Source organism: Rhizobium beringeri (assembly GCF_004306515.1).
Classification (GTDB): Bacteria; Pseudomonadota; Alphaproteobacteria; order Rhizobiales; family Rhizobiaceae; genus Rhizobium; species Rhizobium beringeri.
This window is the reverse complement of the sequence record NZ_SILG01000002.1, coordinates 380,290-397,370: the sequence shown is the minus strand read 5'-3', so window position 1 is coordinate 397,370 and position 17,081 is coordinate 380,290. Positions and strand designations below refer to the sequence as shown.

Sequence of the window (17,081 nt, the reverse complement as noted above, 5' to 3'; positions counted from 1 at the left end):
GGATCGTCGGCGTTTCGTATTGTAGTTCTTCTCGATTTCGGGGCTGGCGAGCGCATGTTCAAACCGTACCCCCGCCACATTACAACCGCAACTCATGGAAACCCATGCATTGCGCGGGGATGTAGCCGCCGGGCCGGATCGGTACTTCGGCGCGAACGAGGAATTGGAGACCTGCTCTGCCTTCGTGGTGCGGCATCCTAACCCTTGGGTTGGCTTCGCTAGACCTACGGCTAAAGCGACCGGACCCCATGCACGATAGAGCGCGCCCGGCTTTCCAATCATTGTCGATGCAATCGATCGCCAAAGATTGAAGTCGATAAGGAGCAGTTCGCGATCTTGTCGTCATTCGCGCGGCGCAATGCAACAAAGGGATGCTGAGATGAAAATCACCGTAGCGGGAGCAACCGGTGTTATCGGAACACGGCTCAGTGAAAACTTGCGCCAGTCCGGTCATCAAGTCACGACCGCATCGTCGTCGCTTGGCGTCGACACGGTTAGCGGAAAGGGCCTTGAAGCGGCCTTGGCGGGGACTGAAGTCATTGTCGATGTCTCCAACGCGGCGTCTTTCGGCGACAGTGCGGCGCTGGATTTTTTTAGAGCTTCGACCAAGAATTTGCTTGCCGGCGCGGCTGAGGCCGGTGTCAGGCACTATCTTGCACTTTCGGTCGTCGGCACGCCGCGTCTCGTGGAAAGCGACTATTTCCGCGCGAAAATGGTACAGGAGAATCTCATCATGGCGTCAAATCGACCCCATACTATTCTCCGCTCCACACAGTTTTACGAGTTCATCAGCGGATTGATCGATAGCGGTGCTGACGGTGATGTGTTTCGATTGCCCCCGGCGTTCATGAGGCCGGTCGCAGCGAGCGACGTCGCCGCATTGCTGGCGCAATTGGCAGTCGGAGCGCCGTTGGACGATATCGCCGAAATCAGTGGCCCGGAACAATTCGGTATCGATGAAGTCGCCCGGATCTATCTCGCCGCGAATGAGGACGAGCGGCAGGTGGTGACGGATCCATCCGCATCGTATTTCGGGGTTGAATTGACTGAAGGCGCGCTGCTTCCTGAAGCAGGTGCGCGGATGGCGACCGAGAAACTATCCGACTGGCTCTACCAATCGATGGGGGAGTAGGCCGTGCGGTTTTTCTTCCGGCCGGTAGAAGACTTAAAATTGACCTGCCACTGAACTTTCACCGGGCTGCGATTAGAACCCCTAAAGGCTCACCGCAATCTTCAAATCGAGGTGAACGGTGGTTTTCAGGCTTGTCTTCTTAAAGATTGTGCAGTAACTAATCGTGTACGATTCAAAAGGAGTTAAACTATGTTGAAGATGTTTGTCGCCGCCGCCGCAATCTCTGCGGGAAGCTTTTTGAATGCCTACGCGGCTGAGAAGCCGACGGTCGTCCTTGTGCATGGCGCATTCGCCGACGCCTCCAGCTGGAATGGCGTAATTACACGTCTCGAAAAGGATGGATATCCAGTGGTGGCGGTTGCTAATCCGCTTCGAAGCGTAACGTCGGATGGCGATTACGTGCGCAAAGTGGTCGCGGGACTGAAGACGGACGTTGTTCTCGTCGGTCACTCCTACGGTGGCTCAGTCATCAACGAGGCCGCAGCAGACAGCGCCAATGTCAAATCACTCGTCTTCGTCGCGGCCTTCGCGCCTGATGTTGGGGACACTGCCCTCGCGCTTTCAGGTAAGTTTCCGGGAAGCACGCTCGCGCCGACCCTTGCTGAACCCGTCCCGTTGGATGGTGGAGTAAAGGACCTGTACATCAAGCAGAGCGCGTTTCACGATCAATTCGCTGCAGATGTATCCAAGGCGGAGGGTAAGCTGATGGCCGCAACACAGCGCCCCATCACTGATAAGGCTCTTGGCGAGGCCTCGACTGCGGCGAGCTGGAAGAAGATCCCTTCCTGGTTCGTCTATGGTGACGCGGATAAGAACATACCGCCGGCAGCGCTCGCATGGATGGCGGATCGGGCGGACTCGAAAGAGACGGTCGTGGTTAAAGGCGCGTCTCACGTCGTGATGGTCTCTCATCCCGATAAAGTCGCGAAGGTCATCGAAGACGCTGCGTCCAGCAAATAAACGGCGTAGCTGCGGTTCCGCGGCCGGATCAGCACTGATCCGGTCGTGGTGCGACGATGTGGTAAGGCATTACACAGCGCGGGATACGAGGCTGCTGCCGGGCCGTTGGCGACCTTTATTGGCGAGAAAAACGTGCTGCACTTGCATATCATTGATTTTGGAGCGCTTCACGTGGTCCGCGGGTCGCTCTCGATGCCGGTCATCTAGTCGTTGAACTGTGGCTTGTTGTCGTAGCGCGCAGACAGCGAAGCGTGGGTTTTCAGTTCCTTCACGGTGACCCGCATAGGGGTCTGTCTGTCCGCAAGCCGTCAGCCAGAAAAACAGGTCATCCGTTAATCGGTTGCAAACGAAGGATTGGCAATGTGACCTCTGGTGGTAGGGCCGGCAAATTGACGAACCACATTGCGTTTCTGGACGAACTTCGAGGGGTAGCTGCGCTATCCGTCGTCCTCTTGCATGCGAGCCAGATCTTCGGTTTCGGCCTTGGTTCTTACGCCTATCTCGCCGTGGATTTCTTTTTTTGCCTTAGCGGTTTTGTTCTCGCAAACGGGTATGACCAAAAACTTAGGTCCGGTGGTTTGCGGAGCAGTGCATTTTTCCTGAAGCGCTTGGCGCGCCTCTATCCCATGATCGTGGTCGGTGTTGCCGTAGGCGTTCTTGCGGCGGTATTTGCTTCAGAACCGCATATTTCTCTCCACGACATCCCAATTCTTACCGTGGGTGCATTACTTCTACTGCCCTTGGGGCTTCTGGCGGGGCAAGAAGCGTTCTCGATTAACAGCCCACTCTGGTCACTCTGCTTTGAAATGATCGCCAGCGTCGTTTATGGATCGGCCGCTCGCCGTAAAATTCGTTTATGGGGCGATGTCGCGTTTCTCGCATTGTTCGCGGTCGCGCTTTTCCAAGTTGTCGGCATCGAGGGTACAATTGGTCCAGTTGGATTTTCGAGTTGGCGAACATTCCTAGAAGGTTTTGTCAGAGTCGGTTTTTCGTTTTTTGCCGGTGTTCTGATTTTTCGCTGGAACATCAATCATCACGTTGGGAGAGTCCCGCCTCAGATTCCGCTTTTTATCCTGATCGTGGTTCTGTTCCTTCCCTTTTCCGTCCCCAGGGGGTTATACGATTTTTTCTGTATCACGATCATAATTCCAGTCGTTGTCGCGCTGGCAGCTGCAGTTCCGCCCAACCAGGAGCGGCCACTCGCGGCATACTTCGGATTGTTGCCTTATCCGCTCTACGCTATTCATCAGCCTATTATTCGACTTGGCGCTCAGTTCCAAAGCCTTACCGATGGCGTCATACCATTGGCAATCACGGTGAGCGGCACGCTCTTAGCTGCTATTGCTGCGGCACATTTTCTATTCACCCACTTCGATAAACCTATCCGTGCTTACATGGGCAGGAAGTTTTCCGTAAATTAGCTTAAGCGCGCTTTCCCAAAGATCGTCAGCTGTGAGCAACCCAGAGCGCGTCCGACGGATGCGGGCGAGCTCATGCGGCCAATAGTTTGTGTAGGGGACGACTGTCGCGATTTGGCGGCTCTTTTTCCGAGGGAGGACAAGGCCCATGGCCCCAGGGCTGTCGCGGCTCTCACGGACAGGTGATCCTGTAGACCAGCAAATCATCCGAATCCACAAGCTTGCGGGTACAATAATGAGCGAGCATATTTCCATGTCAGTTGAACAGCGTTCAACTCCAGCAGCCTAGATCAGTGCTTCGGGGATGCCCCAAGCTTGACAAAAAGACATCCGTTGCCGACCTCTATTTGAGTCAGAAGGTCCGCCCTTACCTCTTCGCCAACAACCGCTTTTATGTGCCGCCACTTTTGACTCTTTGGATGTGCGGGCACCGCTACGCCCTCTCGTAAGAACAGCGTTACTTCAGGAACTTCATCTGATTTGTAGATGCAAATTCTCACCGGCTCACGTCCCTGTTAGCAGCAAATATTGTGCACTGCAAAACAAGAAATGGCAAACATTCATTTGCCGGGTAAGTCAAAGTTGGGCCGGTGCAGATCCTGAGGTTCGCCCTGCCGTCCGATGCTGAGGACGGCGTCCGTCGGAAGGTCGAGGAGCACGACGCCAGAGGTTTGGATGTTTTCGCCTAAGTCGCCGGGCTTCACCGCCTCGAAGCGTTCAAGAAACCTTCATGAAGCTCAGGGTTGAACTCGTCGCACCCCGCCCCAAATCCCGTCGGCGGCGGTCGAAAAGGAGGGGAGGCGCACATGGGCAACGCACAGATCGATCGGGTCGGTCGGGTGAGATCAGGCTTGGGTTTCATTCTCGTCCTCGTTTCCCTCCTGTTCAGCCCTCAATCCTTCGCCGCACCCGCCGATATCGGCGGCCTGACGGTGACTCTGCCCGGCCCTGCCTCCGGTTGGAGGAAGGCGGGCAAGGGCAACCTCTTTATGCTGCAGAAAGATTTTCCGGAAACGGAGGACGACAAGCGCGGCAATGCTCTGATTCAGATCACCAAGCCGCTCCCGGCAGCGCGCAGTTCCCTGCAGGCCGGCATGAAGACCTTCGTCGCGACGCTGCCCGACATGGCGAAGGAAGATATCCTGATCAAGCACTACGGGGTCACGGTGAACGGCTATGACATCCGCGTGGAAGAACGCTGCTGCGTCCATCAGAAGAACGTCAGTATCAGCCAGATCGTCGTCGGCATCGCCGGCGACAAGCGGCAGGCCTTTCTGCAGCTCGTGCTGCTGAATGTGAACGGTGACAGAAGCAGTAGCGCCGAGGCCGATTTCGCGACCCTCGTGCGTTCGGTGAAGCTTGATTCCTCAGACAAGGATTTCGACCTTGCGCCGACGAGCGCTGACGGTGGGCTGGACGGCGTCTTCACCCATCTCGATACCGGTGTCCGGCCGAATGTCTTTGGCGGCATGGATTTTTATTCGGACAGCACGATCACCATGTTCGACCCGAAGGGGCTGTTCAGCACGGAACTGCCGAAGGGCCGCCGGAGCATCACCGAACATTGCAAGGAGACCCCGACCGATTGCGGCCTCTACAAGCTTGCTGGCGGCGGTTTTTTCTCCTCCGCCGGGTCGCTCGAAATGCGTAGTGTCACCTCTGCCTACGGCACGATCGAGATCGAGACGAGGACATTCTCGAAAAAAGGTCAGGACCTGATGATTGCCGACGCCGACTATCGCGTTGTGCCGCCATTTGATGAGGGCGCGGCGCTCGACGGCGAATGGGTATCTACCTTCGCCTCGAGCGGTATGACCGCGACCTCATCGGGATCGGTGGCGTCCAGCCATACGCTGACCCTTCATCGAAACGGTACCTTCGAACGCACTGGCTGGTCCGGCGCCTCGATGACGAACGAAATCGGCGGATCGCGATCGGGCGTCACCACGTCAAGCAACCGGCCGGGCGCAAGCGGACGCTACAAGCTTTCCGGCTATCGCCTCGACCTGACCGACGCCAGCGGCAAGACGGAAAGCATGAGCATATTCGAACCGGACAAAGGTTCCGACGGGCTTCTGGTGATCAACGGCAGCAACTACCTGAAGGACGATGAGAAATAGAGAGGCAGCGCCCAAGCTATTGATAAATTGGATTTATACGGCGATGTCATTGACCTCCCGGTCGGCTGAAAAGCCACCGTGGGTATCAGTTACTTCGAGCCGTCGGTAATGCGCGAATCACCTGAAATCTGTGTCATGTCGCCAATGGCCTCGGCCGCCTAAAAAGCGCGGTTTGGTTAAGCATTTGTAAATTGGTAACGAATCGAGGCATATAGTAACTGCGCAACTGAAGCGCTTTCGTTTAAAATTGCGCAGTTACCTGGGAAAAAGATCATGCAGCCGAGCCTTGCTCTTCAGGACGATCAAGAGCACCTGCCATCGCTTCTGGCAACAGATGCGAAGGAGTTATCCTATCAACTTCAGCAGCATCAGGCAAAAATCTTCCCCCCCCTGTCGCAAAAGACCATCAGAACATTTTCGCCGGCGGAAGCTGCGGCTTTCATCGGTATCGGCGAAGGTTATCTCCGCCAGGTAGCCGCCGACGGCCATGGCCCCGATCCGCTCGCAAACGGACGGCGGCTTTACAGTGCAACGGATATGGATCGGATTCGCCGGGTCCTCGACGAGCGAAACGGAACGCCGAAATATGTGCCGGCGCGCAGGCCGGGCGAAAAGCTCCAGATCATCTCCGTCATGAATTTCAAGGGCGGCTCGGGCAAGACCACCACCGCGGCCCATCTGGCGCAGTTCATGGCGCTGCGGGGCTACCGCGTGCTCGCCGTGGACCTCGATCCGCAGGCCTCCTTGTCCGCCTTGTTCGGCCATCAGCCGGAGTTCGATGTCGGAGAGGGCGAAACGATCTACGGTGCGATCCGATATGAGGATCCGCGCCCCATCGCCGACATCGTGCGCGCCACCTACACGCCCAATCTCCATCTCATTCCGGGCAATCTCGAGCTGATGGAATTCGAGCACGAGACGCCGAAGGCGATGGCGTCGGGAACGGCGGAGACGATGTTCTTTGCCCGCATCGGCGAGGTCCTGACGGAGATCGAAAGCCTTTACGACGTCGTGGTTATCGACTGCCCGCCACAGCTGGGGTTCCTGACGATGTCGGCGCTCTGTGCGGCAACCTCGGTCTTGATCACGGTCCACCCGCAGATGCTGGATGTCATGTCGATGTCGCAGTTTCTGACGATGACGAGTGAGCTGATGTCGGTCGTGGAAAAGGCTGGCGGACGTACCAGCTATGATTGGATGCGCTATCTCGTGACCCGGTTCGAGCCGAACGATGGACCGCAAAGCCAGATGACCGGCTTCATGCGGGCGATCTTCGGCAATCGAATGCTGCACAATGCCATGGTGAAATCGACGGCGGTCGCCGATGCCGGCGTCACCAAGCAGACTCTCTACGAGGTCGAGCGGTCGCAGTTCACACGCGGAACCTACGATCGGGCGCTGGAATCCCTCAACCTCGTGAATGGCGAGATCGAAGCGCATATTCGCTCGACCTGGGGAAGGAAATAGATAGATGGCGCGCAAGAACCTCATCGAAATTTCCGCTCCGAACCCGGAAAGGATGGACGCGGTCGCACCGCGCGACAATCGTCCGATCGCCGGATTCGTGCCGCAGGAGCGCAGTGCCGCGCCCGTCGGCGGCATTACGAAGACGCTCGGCAACATTACCGAGAAAATGGAGCGTGCGAGTGAACTGGAACGGCAGCTTGCCACCGGCCAGACCATCGTCGAACTCGATCCCGGCCTGATCGACGCTTCCTTCGTCAGCGACCGATTGGCGATCGATGCGGCCGAACTCGCACAGCTCGTCGAGCAGATCCGGGAGCACGGACAGCAGGTTCCGATCCTTGTCCGCCCACATCCCGAAACCAGGGGACGCTATCAGGTCGCCTACGGCCATCGTCGCCTGGCTGCGGCTCGAGAAATCGGCATCCGGGTGCGTGCGGTCGTTCGCGATCTCACCGACGGTCAGCTGGTCGTCAGCCAGGGACAGGAAAACAGCGCTCGAACCAATCTCTCCTACATCGAGCGCGCGCTCTTCGCATCGCGGCTCGAAGAACGCAGCTTTGGCCGCGATGTCATCATGGCGGCTCTCGGTGTGGATAAGGCGGCGCTGTCGAGAATGCTGATCGTCATACGACAGGTCCCCCTGGGGCTCGTCAACGCCATCGGTGCAGCACCTGATATCGGCCGCCGCCGATGGTTGGAATTGGGCGAGCGGCTCGAGAAAGCCGACGTCGAGAAGATCATCGCGGAGTTGTCCGCGGACGACGCGCGCAAAATTTCGAGCGACGAGCGGTTTCAGCGAGCACTTGTTCTGGCAACGAAGAAGACGGCAGCGCCGAAGCCGGTGGTGGCCAAAACCCAGGTTAGCGGCGTGCCTGTCATGATCAAGAAGACAGCGTCTGGCGCAACCTTCGTCTTCGACGGCAAGACCGCACCCGGTTTCGATCAATTCGTCCAGGAACGGCTGAAGGGCCTGTTCCAGGAGTTCAACAAGGACAGAGGAGCGTAGCGCGCAAAAGAAAAAGGCCCCCAACGACGCCGTCGTGGAAGCCCTTCTCAGATCTTAAGCACATCGAGAATCGCATTTCCACGAATCACAGTCAAGCGTCTTAGGCACCAAATTGGTGGATGGTTTTCTTTTGCCTGAACGAAGGTGAAGGCAAATGGAGAGTGGATATGTAACGACGCCCTTTGGGCGGCGGCCGATGTCGCTTGGCATGCTGGCAAGCCAGCAACTGGCCGAGACCATCGAGCCGGGGATGAAGCGCAGCAAGTGGAAGCTGTTCAGGGCAATCTGCGAGGCGCGGCCGGCGCTCGGCGTGACCGATCGGGCGCTGACTGTGCTCGATGCGCTTTTGACCTTCTACCCAGACGACGAGATTTCCGAGGAGAAGGGCCTGATTGTCTTCCCGTCGAATGCGCAGCTTTCGCTTCGCGCCCGCGGGATGACGGCAGCCACCCTCAGGCGGCATCTTGCCGTCCTGGTCGACGCCGGCCTGATCCTGCGCAAGGACAGTCCGAATGGAAAGCGCTATGCGCGCCGCGACAGGGCAGGGGCCATCGGCGAGGCCTTCGGCTTCAGCGTCGCGCCGCTTCTGGCGCGTGCTGTCGAGATCGAAAGCCTGGCCGCCCAGGCGGTTGCCGGTCGGGAGCTGTTGCGGGTGACCAGGGAACGTCTGACGGTGTGCCGACGTGATATCTCCAAGCTGATCGCGACGGCTATCGAAGAAGGAGTTTCCGGTGATTGGGAGAGTATTTCAGCGATGTTTCGAACGCTCCTTGCCCGGATTCCTCGCGTGGCGACTGCAGAAGAACTGGCACCGTTGCTTGACGAGATGGGGCTGCTGCGCACCGAGATCGTCAACGTGCTGGAAAGACGGATAAAAACACAAAAAATAAACGCCAATGAGTCTCAAATTGAGCATCACAAACAGAATTCAAATCCCGACTCCATTTATGAACTTGAACCAAGCTTCGAACCGAAGCAGGGCGAAAGGGCAGCAGCCGATCATGAACCGAACGCCGGGCCGCCGGACGAGCGAAGATTGAAACAGCCGAAGCCGTCCGGCGGGATGAGCAGCAGGGCGGGAGGCGCGGTCGATCCAGGGGCCGGGCCAAGCCTGAAATCCTTCCCGCTCGGCCTCGTCCTCCAGGCCTGCCCCAGTATTCTCGACTACGGGCCTGGCGGAACCATCGGTAACTGGCGAGACCTGATGTCGGCCGCCGTCGTCGTGCGCTCGATGCTCGGCGTCAGTCCCTCGGCGTATGAGGAAGCCTGCTCCGGCATGGGGCCGGAAAACGCCGCAACCGTGATCGCCTGTATCCTGGAAAGGGGAGGGCACATTAACTCGCCCGGCGGTTACCTCAGAGATCTGACCCGAAGGACCGAAAGTGGCGAGTTTGCGATCGGCCCGATGCTGATGGCGCTCGTTCGGGCGAACGGGCGGGCAGCGAGGCATGCCAGTTGATCGTCAGCAAGCTAGGACCGCGACAATCGTGTAACGAGGAGGTGTGTAATCATCTCTTTACAGCTAACATGTTAGTCTGCTACGTCTGACGCGGTAATTGGGAGGAAGCATAGTTGACACAGAAATTCGGGCTCTCGGTCGCGCTTGCGACACCGTTCGACAGCAATGGCGATATCGCGATCGAGGCGATGATCGAGCAGGCGCGGCGCAGCCTCGCGGCCGGATGCTCGAGCGTTACGCTGTTCGGGACGACGGGTGAAGGCTCTTCCATCGGAACGCAGGAACGTGAACGTGTCCTCGCTTCCATGCTTGATAGCGGGATAGCAGCAAAGCAAATCATCGTCGGCGTGCTGGTCGACGCGGCCCAGGATGCCGCGATGCTGGCGGGTCACGCGCTTTCCAAAGGAGCCCGAAATATCCTTCTTGCTCCCCCTTCCTACTTCAAGAACGTGAGTGATGACGGCGTCTTCCAGTGGTTTTCGGCTGTATTCGCCATCCTCGGCGACAAGGCGCGAGACATTATCGTCTACAACATTCCCTCGCTCACCATGGTTCCGCTGACCGTATCGTTGATCGGCCGGCTGCGGATCGCCTTTCCCAACATCGTTATAGGCGTCAAGGATTCCTCCGGCGACTGGCCTTTCACGGAAACACTATTGAAGGCGCATGGCGATCTCGTCATCCTGGTGGGGGACGAACGTCACCTGGCGAAGGGCGTGCGGCTTGGCGGCCAGGGTGCGATCTCCGGCATGGCGAATTTTGTGCCACGCGAGGTCAAGCTGATGGCGGAGGAAGGCATGGACGATTCCCGCATCGAGGATTTTGTGGAGGAACTGCTAAAATTTCCGGTGACTGCCGCCGTGAAAACCATGGTCACTCACGTGACGTCGGATGAAATCTGGCTTGCGGTTCGTCCGCCACTCGTCTCAATATCCGCAAAAGGGCAGGCGCAACTCTTTCTTGCCTTCGACACTCTTTTCCGCTCGAAAGCGGCATAGGGCGGACATGTTTCTGGGAGAGGCGATGGACGGAACCGACGAGCAGCCGACACTGCGGGAAAAGGCGTATGAAAGCTTCACACGCCACCTTCTTGCGCGTGATGTGCGTCCCGGCCAGTTCGTTTCGCAGCGTCGCCTCGTCGAGCTGACGGGGCTGACGCTTGGCGCCATCCGCGAACTTATCCCGAGGCTCGAAGCCGAAGGTCTGATCAAGACAGTGCCCCAGCGGGGTTTGCAGATCGCTCATATCGACCTTAACCTCATTCGCGAGGCGTTCCAGCTGCGCGTCTTCCTGGAGAAGGAAGCAGTCGCGCTTTTCACCCGCTCTGCGTCTGACGAGACGATCGCCAGGCTTTTGAAACAGCATCGGGATATTGCCGACGCCATTCGAAACGGCGATGGATCGCACGAATTGGAAGTGCACGCGCAAGCTGTCGATTGGGGCATGCATGACGCCTTTATCGATGCTTTAGGAAATACCATCATCTCGAACGCCTACCGGGTGAACTCGATCAAGATGCGCCTGATCAGTCAGGATCGTTTTCGAATTGATGGTCACGTCGGACCTGTGATGGGCGAGCACCTCAAGGTGCTCGAGGCAATCGAACGACGATCGGCGGCGGACGCCGTCAACAGCCTTGTCGCACACATCAATCATGCAAGAGATCGTGCGCTCAGGATATAATCGGAAATAAACAGCCGGGGGTGAGGAGATCGCCGGCAAAAGGAGGAGGAATCACATGTCATCGTTTTTAAATCCGACGAGACGCGGCTTTCTGGCGGGTACGGCCGCTTTTGGCGCCAGTAGCATGCTCGGGGTGCGGCTGGCATCGGCTGCCGTCGATTGGAAGCGCTTTGCCGGCACGACGCTCGAAGTCAACCTGGTCAAGAGCCCACGCAGCGAGATACTGCTGAAGTACCTGTCCGAATTCGAGGAGCTCACCGGCATCAAGGTCAATGCCGAAGCGACGCCCGAGCAACAGCAGCGTCAGAAGACGACCATCGAGCTGAGCTCCGGCAAGCCGAGCTTCGATGTCGTGCACATGAGCTATCATGTCCAGAAGCGACAGTTCGAAAAGGGCGGTTGGCTTGCCGATATCGGCGGTTTTCTCAAGGACCCCTCTCTGACCGACCCGTCTCTGGTTGAAAGCGACTTTGCCGAAGCCGGCCTGACTTTTGCCAAAGATCCGGACGGCGTTCTGCGTTCGCTTCCATTCTCGGTCGATTATTGGATCATCTATTGGAACAAGGCGCTGTTCGAGAAGAAGGGGCTTGCCTACCCGACGACGTTCGAAGAACTCGCCAGTGCTGCGGAGGCGCTCACCGATCCTTCCACCAACACCTACGGCTTCGTCGCCCGCGGCCTGAAGAACGCCAATACGCCGGTCTGGACGTCGCTGCTGCTCGGATATGATTCGAGCCCGCTCGGCCCTGATGGCAAGCTGCGCACGACATCGCAAGAAGCGATCGATGCGGCCAAGCTTTACCAAAGGCTGATGACCAAGACCGCCCCTCCCGGCGTCTCCGGCTTCAACTGGGCCGAGGCGCAGTCGGCTTTCCTGCAGGGCAAGATCGGCATGTGGCTGGACGGCGTCGGTTTTGCGCCGCCGATCGAGAATCCGGAAAAGTCGCGCGTCGTCGGCCAGGTCGGTTACGGCATCATGCCGAAAGGTCCGAAGGTACAGGCCGCAGGCACCTTCGGCGACGGGCTTGGCGTCGTCGCGGCAAGCCAGAAAAAAGAAGCCGGGTACCTCTTCTGCCAATGGGCGATTTCGCATGAAATGGGCGCACGTCTGCTGCAGGCCGGCGCCGGCGTTCCTTTCCGCCAGTCCGTCCTTGAGGATGCGAAGGTCCGCGAAGGCGTCAAGATGCCGGGCGCATGGCTTGATGCCGTCGTCGGTTCCGGCAAGATCTCGCGGCTCGCGCTGCCGGTCATCATTCCGGTCACCGAGTTCCGCGACGTCTATGGCGTCGGTCTTACCAACATGATCGGCGGCGCCGATCCCGAAACCGAACTGAAGGCAGCGACGGCACAGTTCGAACCCGTCCTGGCGAAGAGCGAGGGATAATGGCCTCGACAAGCATCGAAACGACCGCAGTGGCCAAGACGTCGAAAGGAAGGAGCAAACCGGATCGGTTTGCTCCCAACTACTGGCCCTTCGTCATCCCGGCGCTCATCGTCATAGCCGCGGTCATCGTCTTTCCATGGGTCTTTACGATATGGATGAGCGTCAACAGCTGGACGCTCGGCCAGTCCCAGGTCTTTGCAGGGCTGGACAATTACGCGCGCCTCGCCACCGACATGCGCTTTTGGGAGTCTCTGTGGCATACGGTGCTCTATACGACGCTCTCCGTGGTGGTTCCCCTTTTTCTGGGGACGCTCGCGGCGCTGATCTTCGATGCTCAATTTCCACTGCGCGGTCTTATACGCGGCATATTCGTGATGCCGATGATGGCCACACCGGTCGCCATCGCACTCGTCTGGACGATGATGTTCCATCCGCAGCTCGGCGTCCTCAACTATCTCCTCTCCTTCATCGGCATCGGCCCGCAGGAGTGGATCTATAATCAGAGCAGCGTCATCCCCTCGCTGGTGCTGGTCGAGACCTGGCAGTGGACGCCGCTTATCATGCTAATCGTGCTCGGCGGTCTGGCGGCGGTTCCGCGCGAGCCCTATGAAAGTGCTGAAATCGACGGAGCCAACGTCTGGCAGAAATTCCGCTATCTGACGCTGCCGATGATCGCGCCGTTCCTGATGATTGCCGTGATTATCCGCAGCATCGATGCGGTGAAAAGTTTCGACATCATCTATGCCATGACCCAAGGCGGCCCCGGCACGGCGTCGGAGACGATCAACATCTATCTCTACAACACCGCTTTCGCCTACTACGATATCGGCTATGGCTCGGCCATGGCGGTTGTCTTCTTCATCCTCATCGTCCTGCTCTCCTTCGTCCTTATGATGCTCCGGCAGCGGGTGAACTGGTCCGACGGGGAGGCACGCTGATGAAGCGCAAGACACTCGATCGCATCGGACTGCTGTTTGTTGCTTTGGTGATGATCTCGCCGGTCGTCCTGTTCTTCCTCTGGATGATCTCGCTGTCGCTGAAATATGAGATCGACAACGGCGCCTATCCGCCGATCTTCATCCCGGAGCGCTTGGCCTGGTCGAACTATCTGAAGGTCTTCGAAGAGAACAACTTCTTCCTCTATCTCTGGAATTCGGTGCTGGTGACGGGTGCGGCTACGCTTCTGGCGTTGCTGATCGGCGTGCCCGCCGGATATGGCATCGCGCGGCTGAAGGCGGAGAAGTCCGCGATGGTCATCATGATCGCGCGCATGACGCCCGGCCTTTCTTTCCTGATCCCGCTCTTCCTGCTGTTCCAGTGGCTGAACCTGCTCGGCACGCTCGTGCCGCAGATCATCATCCATCTCGTGGTTACCGTGCCGATCGTCGTGTGGATCATGATCGGTTATTTCGAGACGACGCCGATGGAGCTGGAAGAGGCTGCAAGCATCGACGGCGCAACACCCTGGCAGGTTTTCCGGCTGGTCGCCTTGCCGATCGCAAGGCCGGGCATCGTGGTCGCCTTCATCCTGTCGGTCATCTTCTCGTGGAACAACTTCGTCTTCGGCATCGTGCTCGCCAGCCGCGAGACACGCACGCTTCCGGTCGCGGTCTACAACATGCTCTCGTTCGAGCAGGTCAGTTGGGGTCCGCTGGCGGCGGCGGCGTTGATTGTCACTTTGCCCGTGCTGATATTGACGGTGTTTGCGCAACGGCAGATCGTGGCGGGCCTGACGGCCGGAGCCGTCAAGTGAACGGGTGAGACAACGGTTTTGACGACTTCTGCCTTCGACCCGCCTCCCGGTCAGGCGCGCCACGTTTTGTGTGTCGGCGCGGCGGTTATGGACACGTTGTTTCGTGTGCGCTCGTTACCGACCGGCCAGGGCAAAATTCTGCCTTACGATATGCTGCAGATTGCCGAAGGCATGGCGTCGAGTGCTGCCTTTGCGGTCACCCGGCTGGGCGGCAAAGCCAGCCTCTGGGGTGCAGTCGGCGGTGACGCCATCGGCGAACGCATTATTGCCGACCTCAGCGAGAGCGGCATAGACATGAGCGGCATGGTGCGCGTCGAAGGCGCCCGCTCGGCCGTCTCGACGATCCTTGTCGATGATCAGGGCGAGCGCTTGATCGTGCCTTTCTACGATGCAGGCCTGCACGAGACGATCAAGCCGGTCACAAAGCAGGATGTTTCTGTTTTCGATGCGGTGCTGGTCGACGTCCGGTGGCCGAAGCTTGCACTGCGGACGCTGTTGGCAGCGAGAGAAGCGGGCAAGCCGGCCATTCTCGATGGTGACGTTGCAGGCGATGGCGTGATCGAGATGCTTGCACCGGCCGCTAGCCATATCGTGTTCTCGCAGCCGGCCGCCGAACGGCTTGCCGGAACAGCCGAGCTAGTGAAGGTCGTCGGTCTTCTGAAGCGAAAGTTCGAGCATGCCTTCATCAGCGTTACCGTAGGCGAAAATGGCTGCTTCTGGTTCGATGACCGAACCGGCGAAATTGTCCATCTTGCCGCTCCGAAGGTGAGAGCCGTCGACACGCTCGCAGCCGGCGATATCTTCCATGGCGCTTTTGCGCTGGCTACTGCGGAAGGCTTGCCGATCGAAGAGACGATGCGATTGTCATCCATGGCGGCAGCACTCAAATGCCAGGTTTTCGGCGGACGTATCGGCGCGCCCACCAGAGCCGAAGTCTGCAAGGTGCTGCAAGCTTGGCACCCGCCGGTGGCGACCATGAGAGGTCACCATTGGGAGGTCGGAAGGCCGATAAAGTGATCACAACAGAGAGTTGTGACAATCCAGGCACCAACAGCCGTTAACGGTGAACGCCATGGAGGCGTTCGCTGGATCACGCTTGTGCTGTCACCCAAAGGTGACCAAGCCCATGCCGCCAGTCACACGGCGCTTAATCCATATCCTCGACCTAAGAACCGCGCACCTTGAACCAGAAGCTGTTGCCAGCGCCAATTCGCACGGGTGATCGCCGGTCGGAAATGTTCATTTGAACATTTCATTCTTGCAAAGTGAAACTCGCCTGTTACCATCGCGCTCACGTTCGTAGCGGGAGGCTTCGGACCGACAACAAGTGGGAGTGAGGATGAAAAAGATCGCTTTTTTCCTGTCCGCAGGATTGACCAGCCTATCGTTATCCGTTCCGGCAATGGCAACCACGAAGATCCAGTGGTGGCACGCGATGGGAGGCGAGAATGGCGCGAAGCTTGAACAGATCGCCAAGGGGTTCAACGCATCTCAATCTGACTATGAGATCGTCCCGGTATTCAAAGGCACCTATGACGAGACGCTGACGGGCGCCATTGCTGCGTTCCGCGCCAACCAGCAGCCCGCAATCGTACAGGTCTACGAAGTCGGCACTGGCACTATGATGGCAGCACAGGGCGCGGTCTATCCCGTTTACCAGTTGATGAAGGACGAAGGGGAGGCCTGGGACCAGGGCAAATTCATTGCTCCGGTCGTCGGTTACTACTCAGACACCAGCGGCAACGTTCTGTCCTTGCCGTTCAATTCCTCGACGCCGATCATGTATTACAACAAGGATGTCTTCAAGAAGGCGGGGCTTGATCCGGAAACGCCGCCGAAAACATGGGCGGACGTTGAAGCCTTTTCGCGGACGATCATGAAGTCCGGTGCAGCCAAATGTGGCTTCACCAGCGCCTGGATCTCCTGGATCCAGACTGAGAATCTGAATGCCCTGCACGATAAGCCGTATTCCACCAAGGCCAACGGTTTTGGCGGCTTGGACGCAGAATTCACCTTCAACAACGATCTCACGATCCGCCATTGGGGCAACCTGAAGAAGTGGCAGGACGAGGGGCTCTTCAAATTCGGAGGACCTGGCGGCGGCGATAACGCTCCTCCGATGTTCTATTCTCAGGAATGCGCGATGTACATGAACTCGTCCGCCGGTCGGGCAGGGGTCATCAACAACGCAAAGGCATTCAAGGTCGGTTTTGCGCCTCTTCCCTACTATGACGACGTTATTCCGCAGCCGCTCAACTCGATTATCGGTGGCGCCACGCTCTGGACGCTGAAGGGTCGCCCGGAAGAGGAGTACAAAGGTGTCGCGAAGTTCTTCACCTACCTGCAGAAGCCGGAAGTCCAAGCCGATTGGCATCAGTTCTCGGGCTACCTGCCGATAACCGAGGCTGCCTATAAGCTGGGCCAGGATCAGGGCTATTACGAGAAGAATCCCGGAGCAGATATCGGCATCAAGCAGCTGACGCGGGTGATACCCACCGACAATTCCAAGGGCATCCGTTTCGGCAACTACGTCCAGGTGCGAGGCATCATCGACGATGAGTTTGCGGCCTTGTTGGGCGGGAAGAAGACGGCGAAGGAAGCAGTTGATTCCGTGGTCGCACGAGGCAACGAACAGCTTCGCGATTTCCAGTCCGCCAACTAATGGGCTCCGTGACGGGCGCTGGTGAAAGACCGGCCCC

14 protein-coding genes are annotated in these 17,081 nt (G+C 58.2%); all 14 read left to right on the top strand.

The annotated features are described in order from the left end of the window. The first annotated feature begins 379 nt into the window (after positions 1 to 379). Positions 380 to 1,132: an SDR family oxidoreductase gene (locus tag ELH03_RS25545; RefSeq protein ID WP_130766874.1), complete on the top strand. Its 753-nt coding sequence runs from the start codon at positions 380 to 382 to the stop codon at positions 1,130 to 1,132. Between the two features lie 189 nt (positions 1,133 to 1,321). Next, entirely contained in the window at positions 1,322 to 2,092 is a 771-nt protein-coding gene (locus ELH03_RS25540; RefSeq protein ID WP_128402342.1) for an alpha/beta fold hydrolase, read from the top strand. A 389-nt stretch (positions 2,093 to 2,481) separates the two neighbouring features. Further along, entirely contained in the window at positions 2,482 to 3,513 is a 1,032-nt protein-coding gene (locus tag ELH03_RS25535) for an acyltransferase family protein (RefSeq protein WP_245504892.1), read from the top strand. A gap of 803 nt (positions 3,514 to 4,316) precedes the next feature. Beyond that, positions 4,317 to 5,630, top strand: coding sequence for a hypothetical protein (locus ELH03_RS25530; protein ID WP_130659613.1), 1,314 nt, complete (start codon positions 4,317 to 4,319; stop codon positions 5,628 to 5,630). A 273-nt stretch (positions 5,631 to 5,903) separates the two neighbouring features. Further along, positions 5,904 to 7,097 carry a plasmid partitioning protein RepA gene (repA, locus tag ELH03_RS25525; protein WP_003562607.1) on the top strand — a complete coding sequence of 398 codons (1,194 nt, stop codon included), beginning with the start codon at positions 5,904 to 5,906 and terminating at the stop codon, positions 7,095 to 7,097. A gap of 4 nt (positions 7,098 to 7,101) precedes the next feature. Then, entirely contained in the window at positions 7,102 to 8,103 is a 1,002-nt protein-coding gene (repB, locus tag ELH03_RS25520) for a plasmid partitioning protein RepB (protein ID WP_128411649.1), read from the top strand. 154 nt (positions 8,104 to 8,257) lie between these two features. Next, positions 8,258 to 9,562: a plasmid replication protein RepC gene (repC, locus tag ELH03_RS25515; protein WP_130766872.1), complete on the top strand. Its 1,305-nt coding sequence runs from the start codon at positions 8,258 to 8,260 to the stop codon at positions 9,560 to 9,562. Positions 9,563 to 9,675: 113 nt separating this feature from the next. Next, positions 9,676 to 10,560 carry a dihydrodipicolinate synthase family protein gene (locus tag ELH03_RS25510; RefSeq protein ID WP_128411647.1) on the top strand — a complete coding sequence of 295 codons (885 nt, stop codon included), beginning with the start codon at positions 9,676 to 9,678 and terminating at the stop codon, positions 10,558 to 10,560. Positions 10,561 to 10,567: 7 nt separating this feature from the next. Continuing rightward, positions 10,568 to 11,245: a GntR family transcriptional regulator gene (locus ELH03_RS25505; protein WP_197727798.1), complete on the top strand. Its 678-nt coding sequence runs from the start codon at positions 10,568 to 10,570 to the stop codon at positions 11,243 to 11,245. A 55-nt stretch (positions 11,246 to 11,300) separates the two neighbouring features. After that, positions 11,301 to 12,629, top strand: coding sequence for an ABC transporter substrate-binding protein (locus tag ELH03_RS25500; RefSeq protein WP_128411645.1), 1,329 nt, complete (start codon positions 11,301 to 11,303; stop codon positions 12,627 to 12,629). Continuing rightward, positions 12,629 to 13,567 (top strand): carbohydrate ABC transporter permease, encoded by a 939-nt coding sequence (locus ELH03_RS25495; protein ID WP_128411644.1) that lies wholly within the window; start codon positions 12,629 to 12,631, stop codon positions 13,565 to 13,567. The genes ELH03_RS25500 and ELH03_RS25495 overlap by 1 nt, the downstream gene beginning before the upstream one ends. Next, positions 13,567 to 14,382 (top strand): carbohydrate ABC transporter permease, encoded by an 816-nt coding sequence (locus tag ELH03_RS25490; RefSeq protein WP_128411643.1) that lies wholly within the window; start codon positions 13,567 to 13,569, stop codon positions 14,380 to 14,382. The genes ELH03_RS25495 and ELH03_RS25490 overlap by 1 nt, the downstream gene beginning before the upstream one ends. An 18-nt stretch (positions 14,383 to 14,400) precedes the next feature. After that, positions 14,401 to 15,399: a sugar kinase gene (locus ELH03_RS25485; protein WP_128411642.1), complete on the top strand. Its 999-nt coding sequence runs from the start codon at positions 14,401 to 14,403 to the stop codon at positions 15,397 to 15,399. A 322-nt stretch (positions 15,400 to 15,721) separates the two neighbouring features. Then, complete coding sequence (ugpB, locus tag ELH03_RS25480) at positions 15,722 to 17,044, top strand: sn-glycerol-3-phosphate ABC transporter substrate-binding protein UgpB (RefSeq protein ID WP_128411641.1); 1,323 nt, start codon at positions 15,722 to 15,724, stop codon at positions 17,042 to 17,044. Positions 17,045 to 17,081 lie beyond the last annotated feature (37 nt).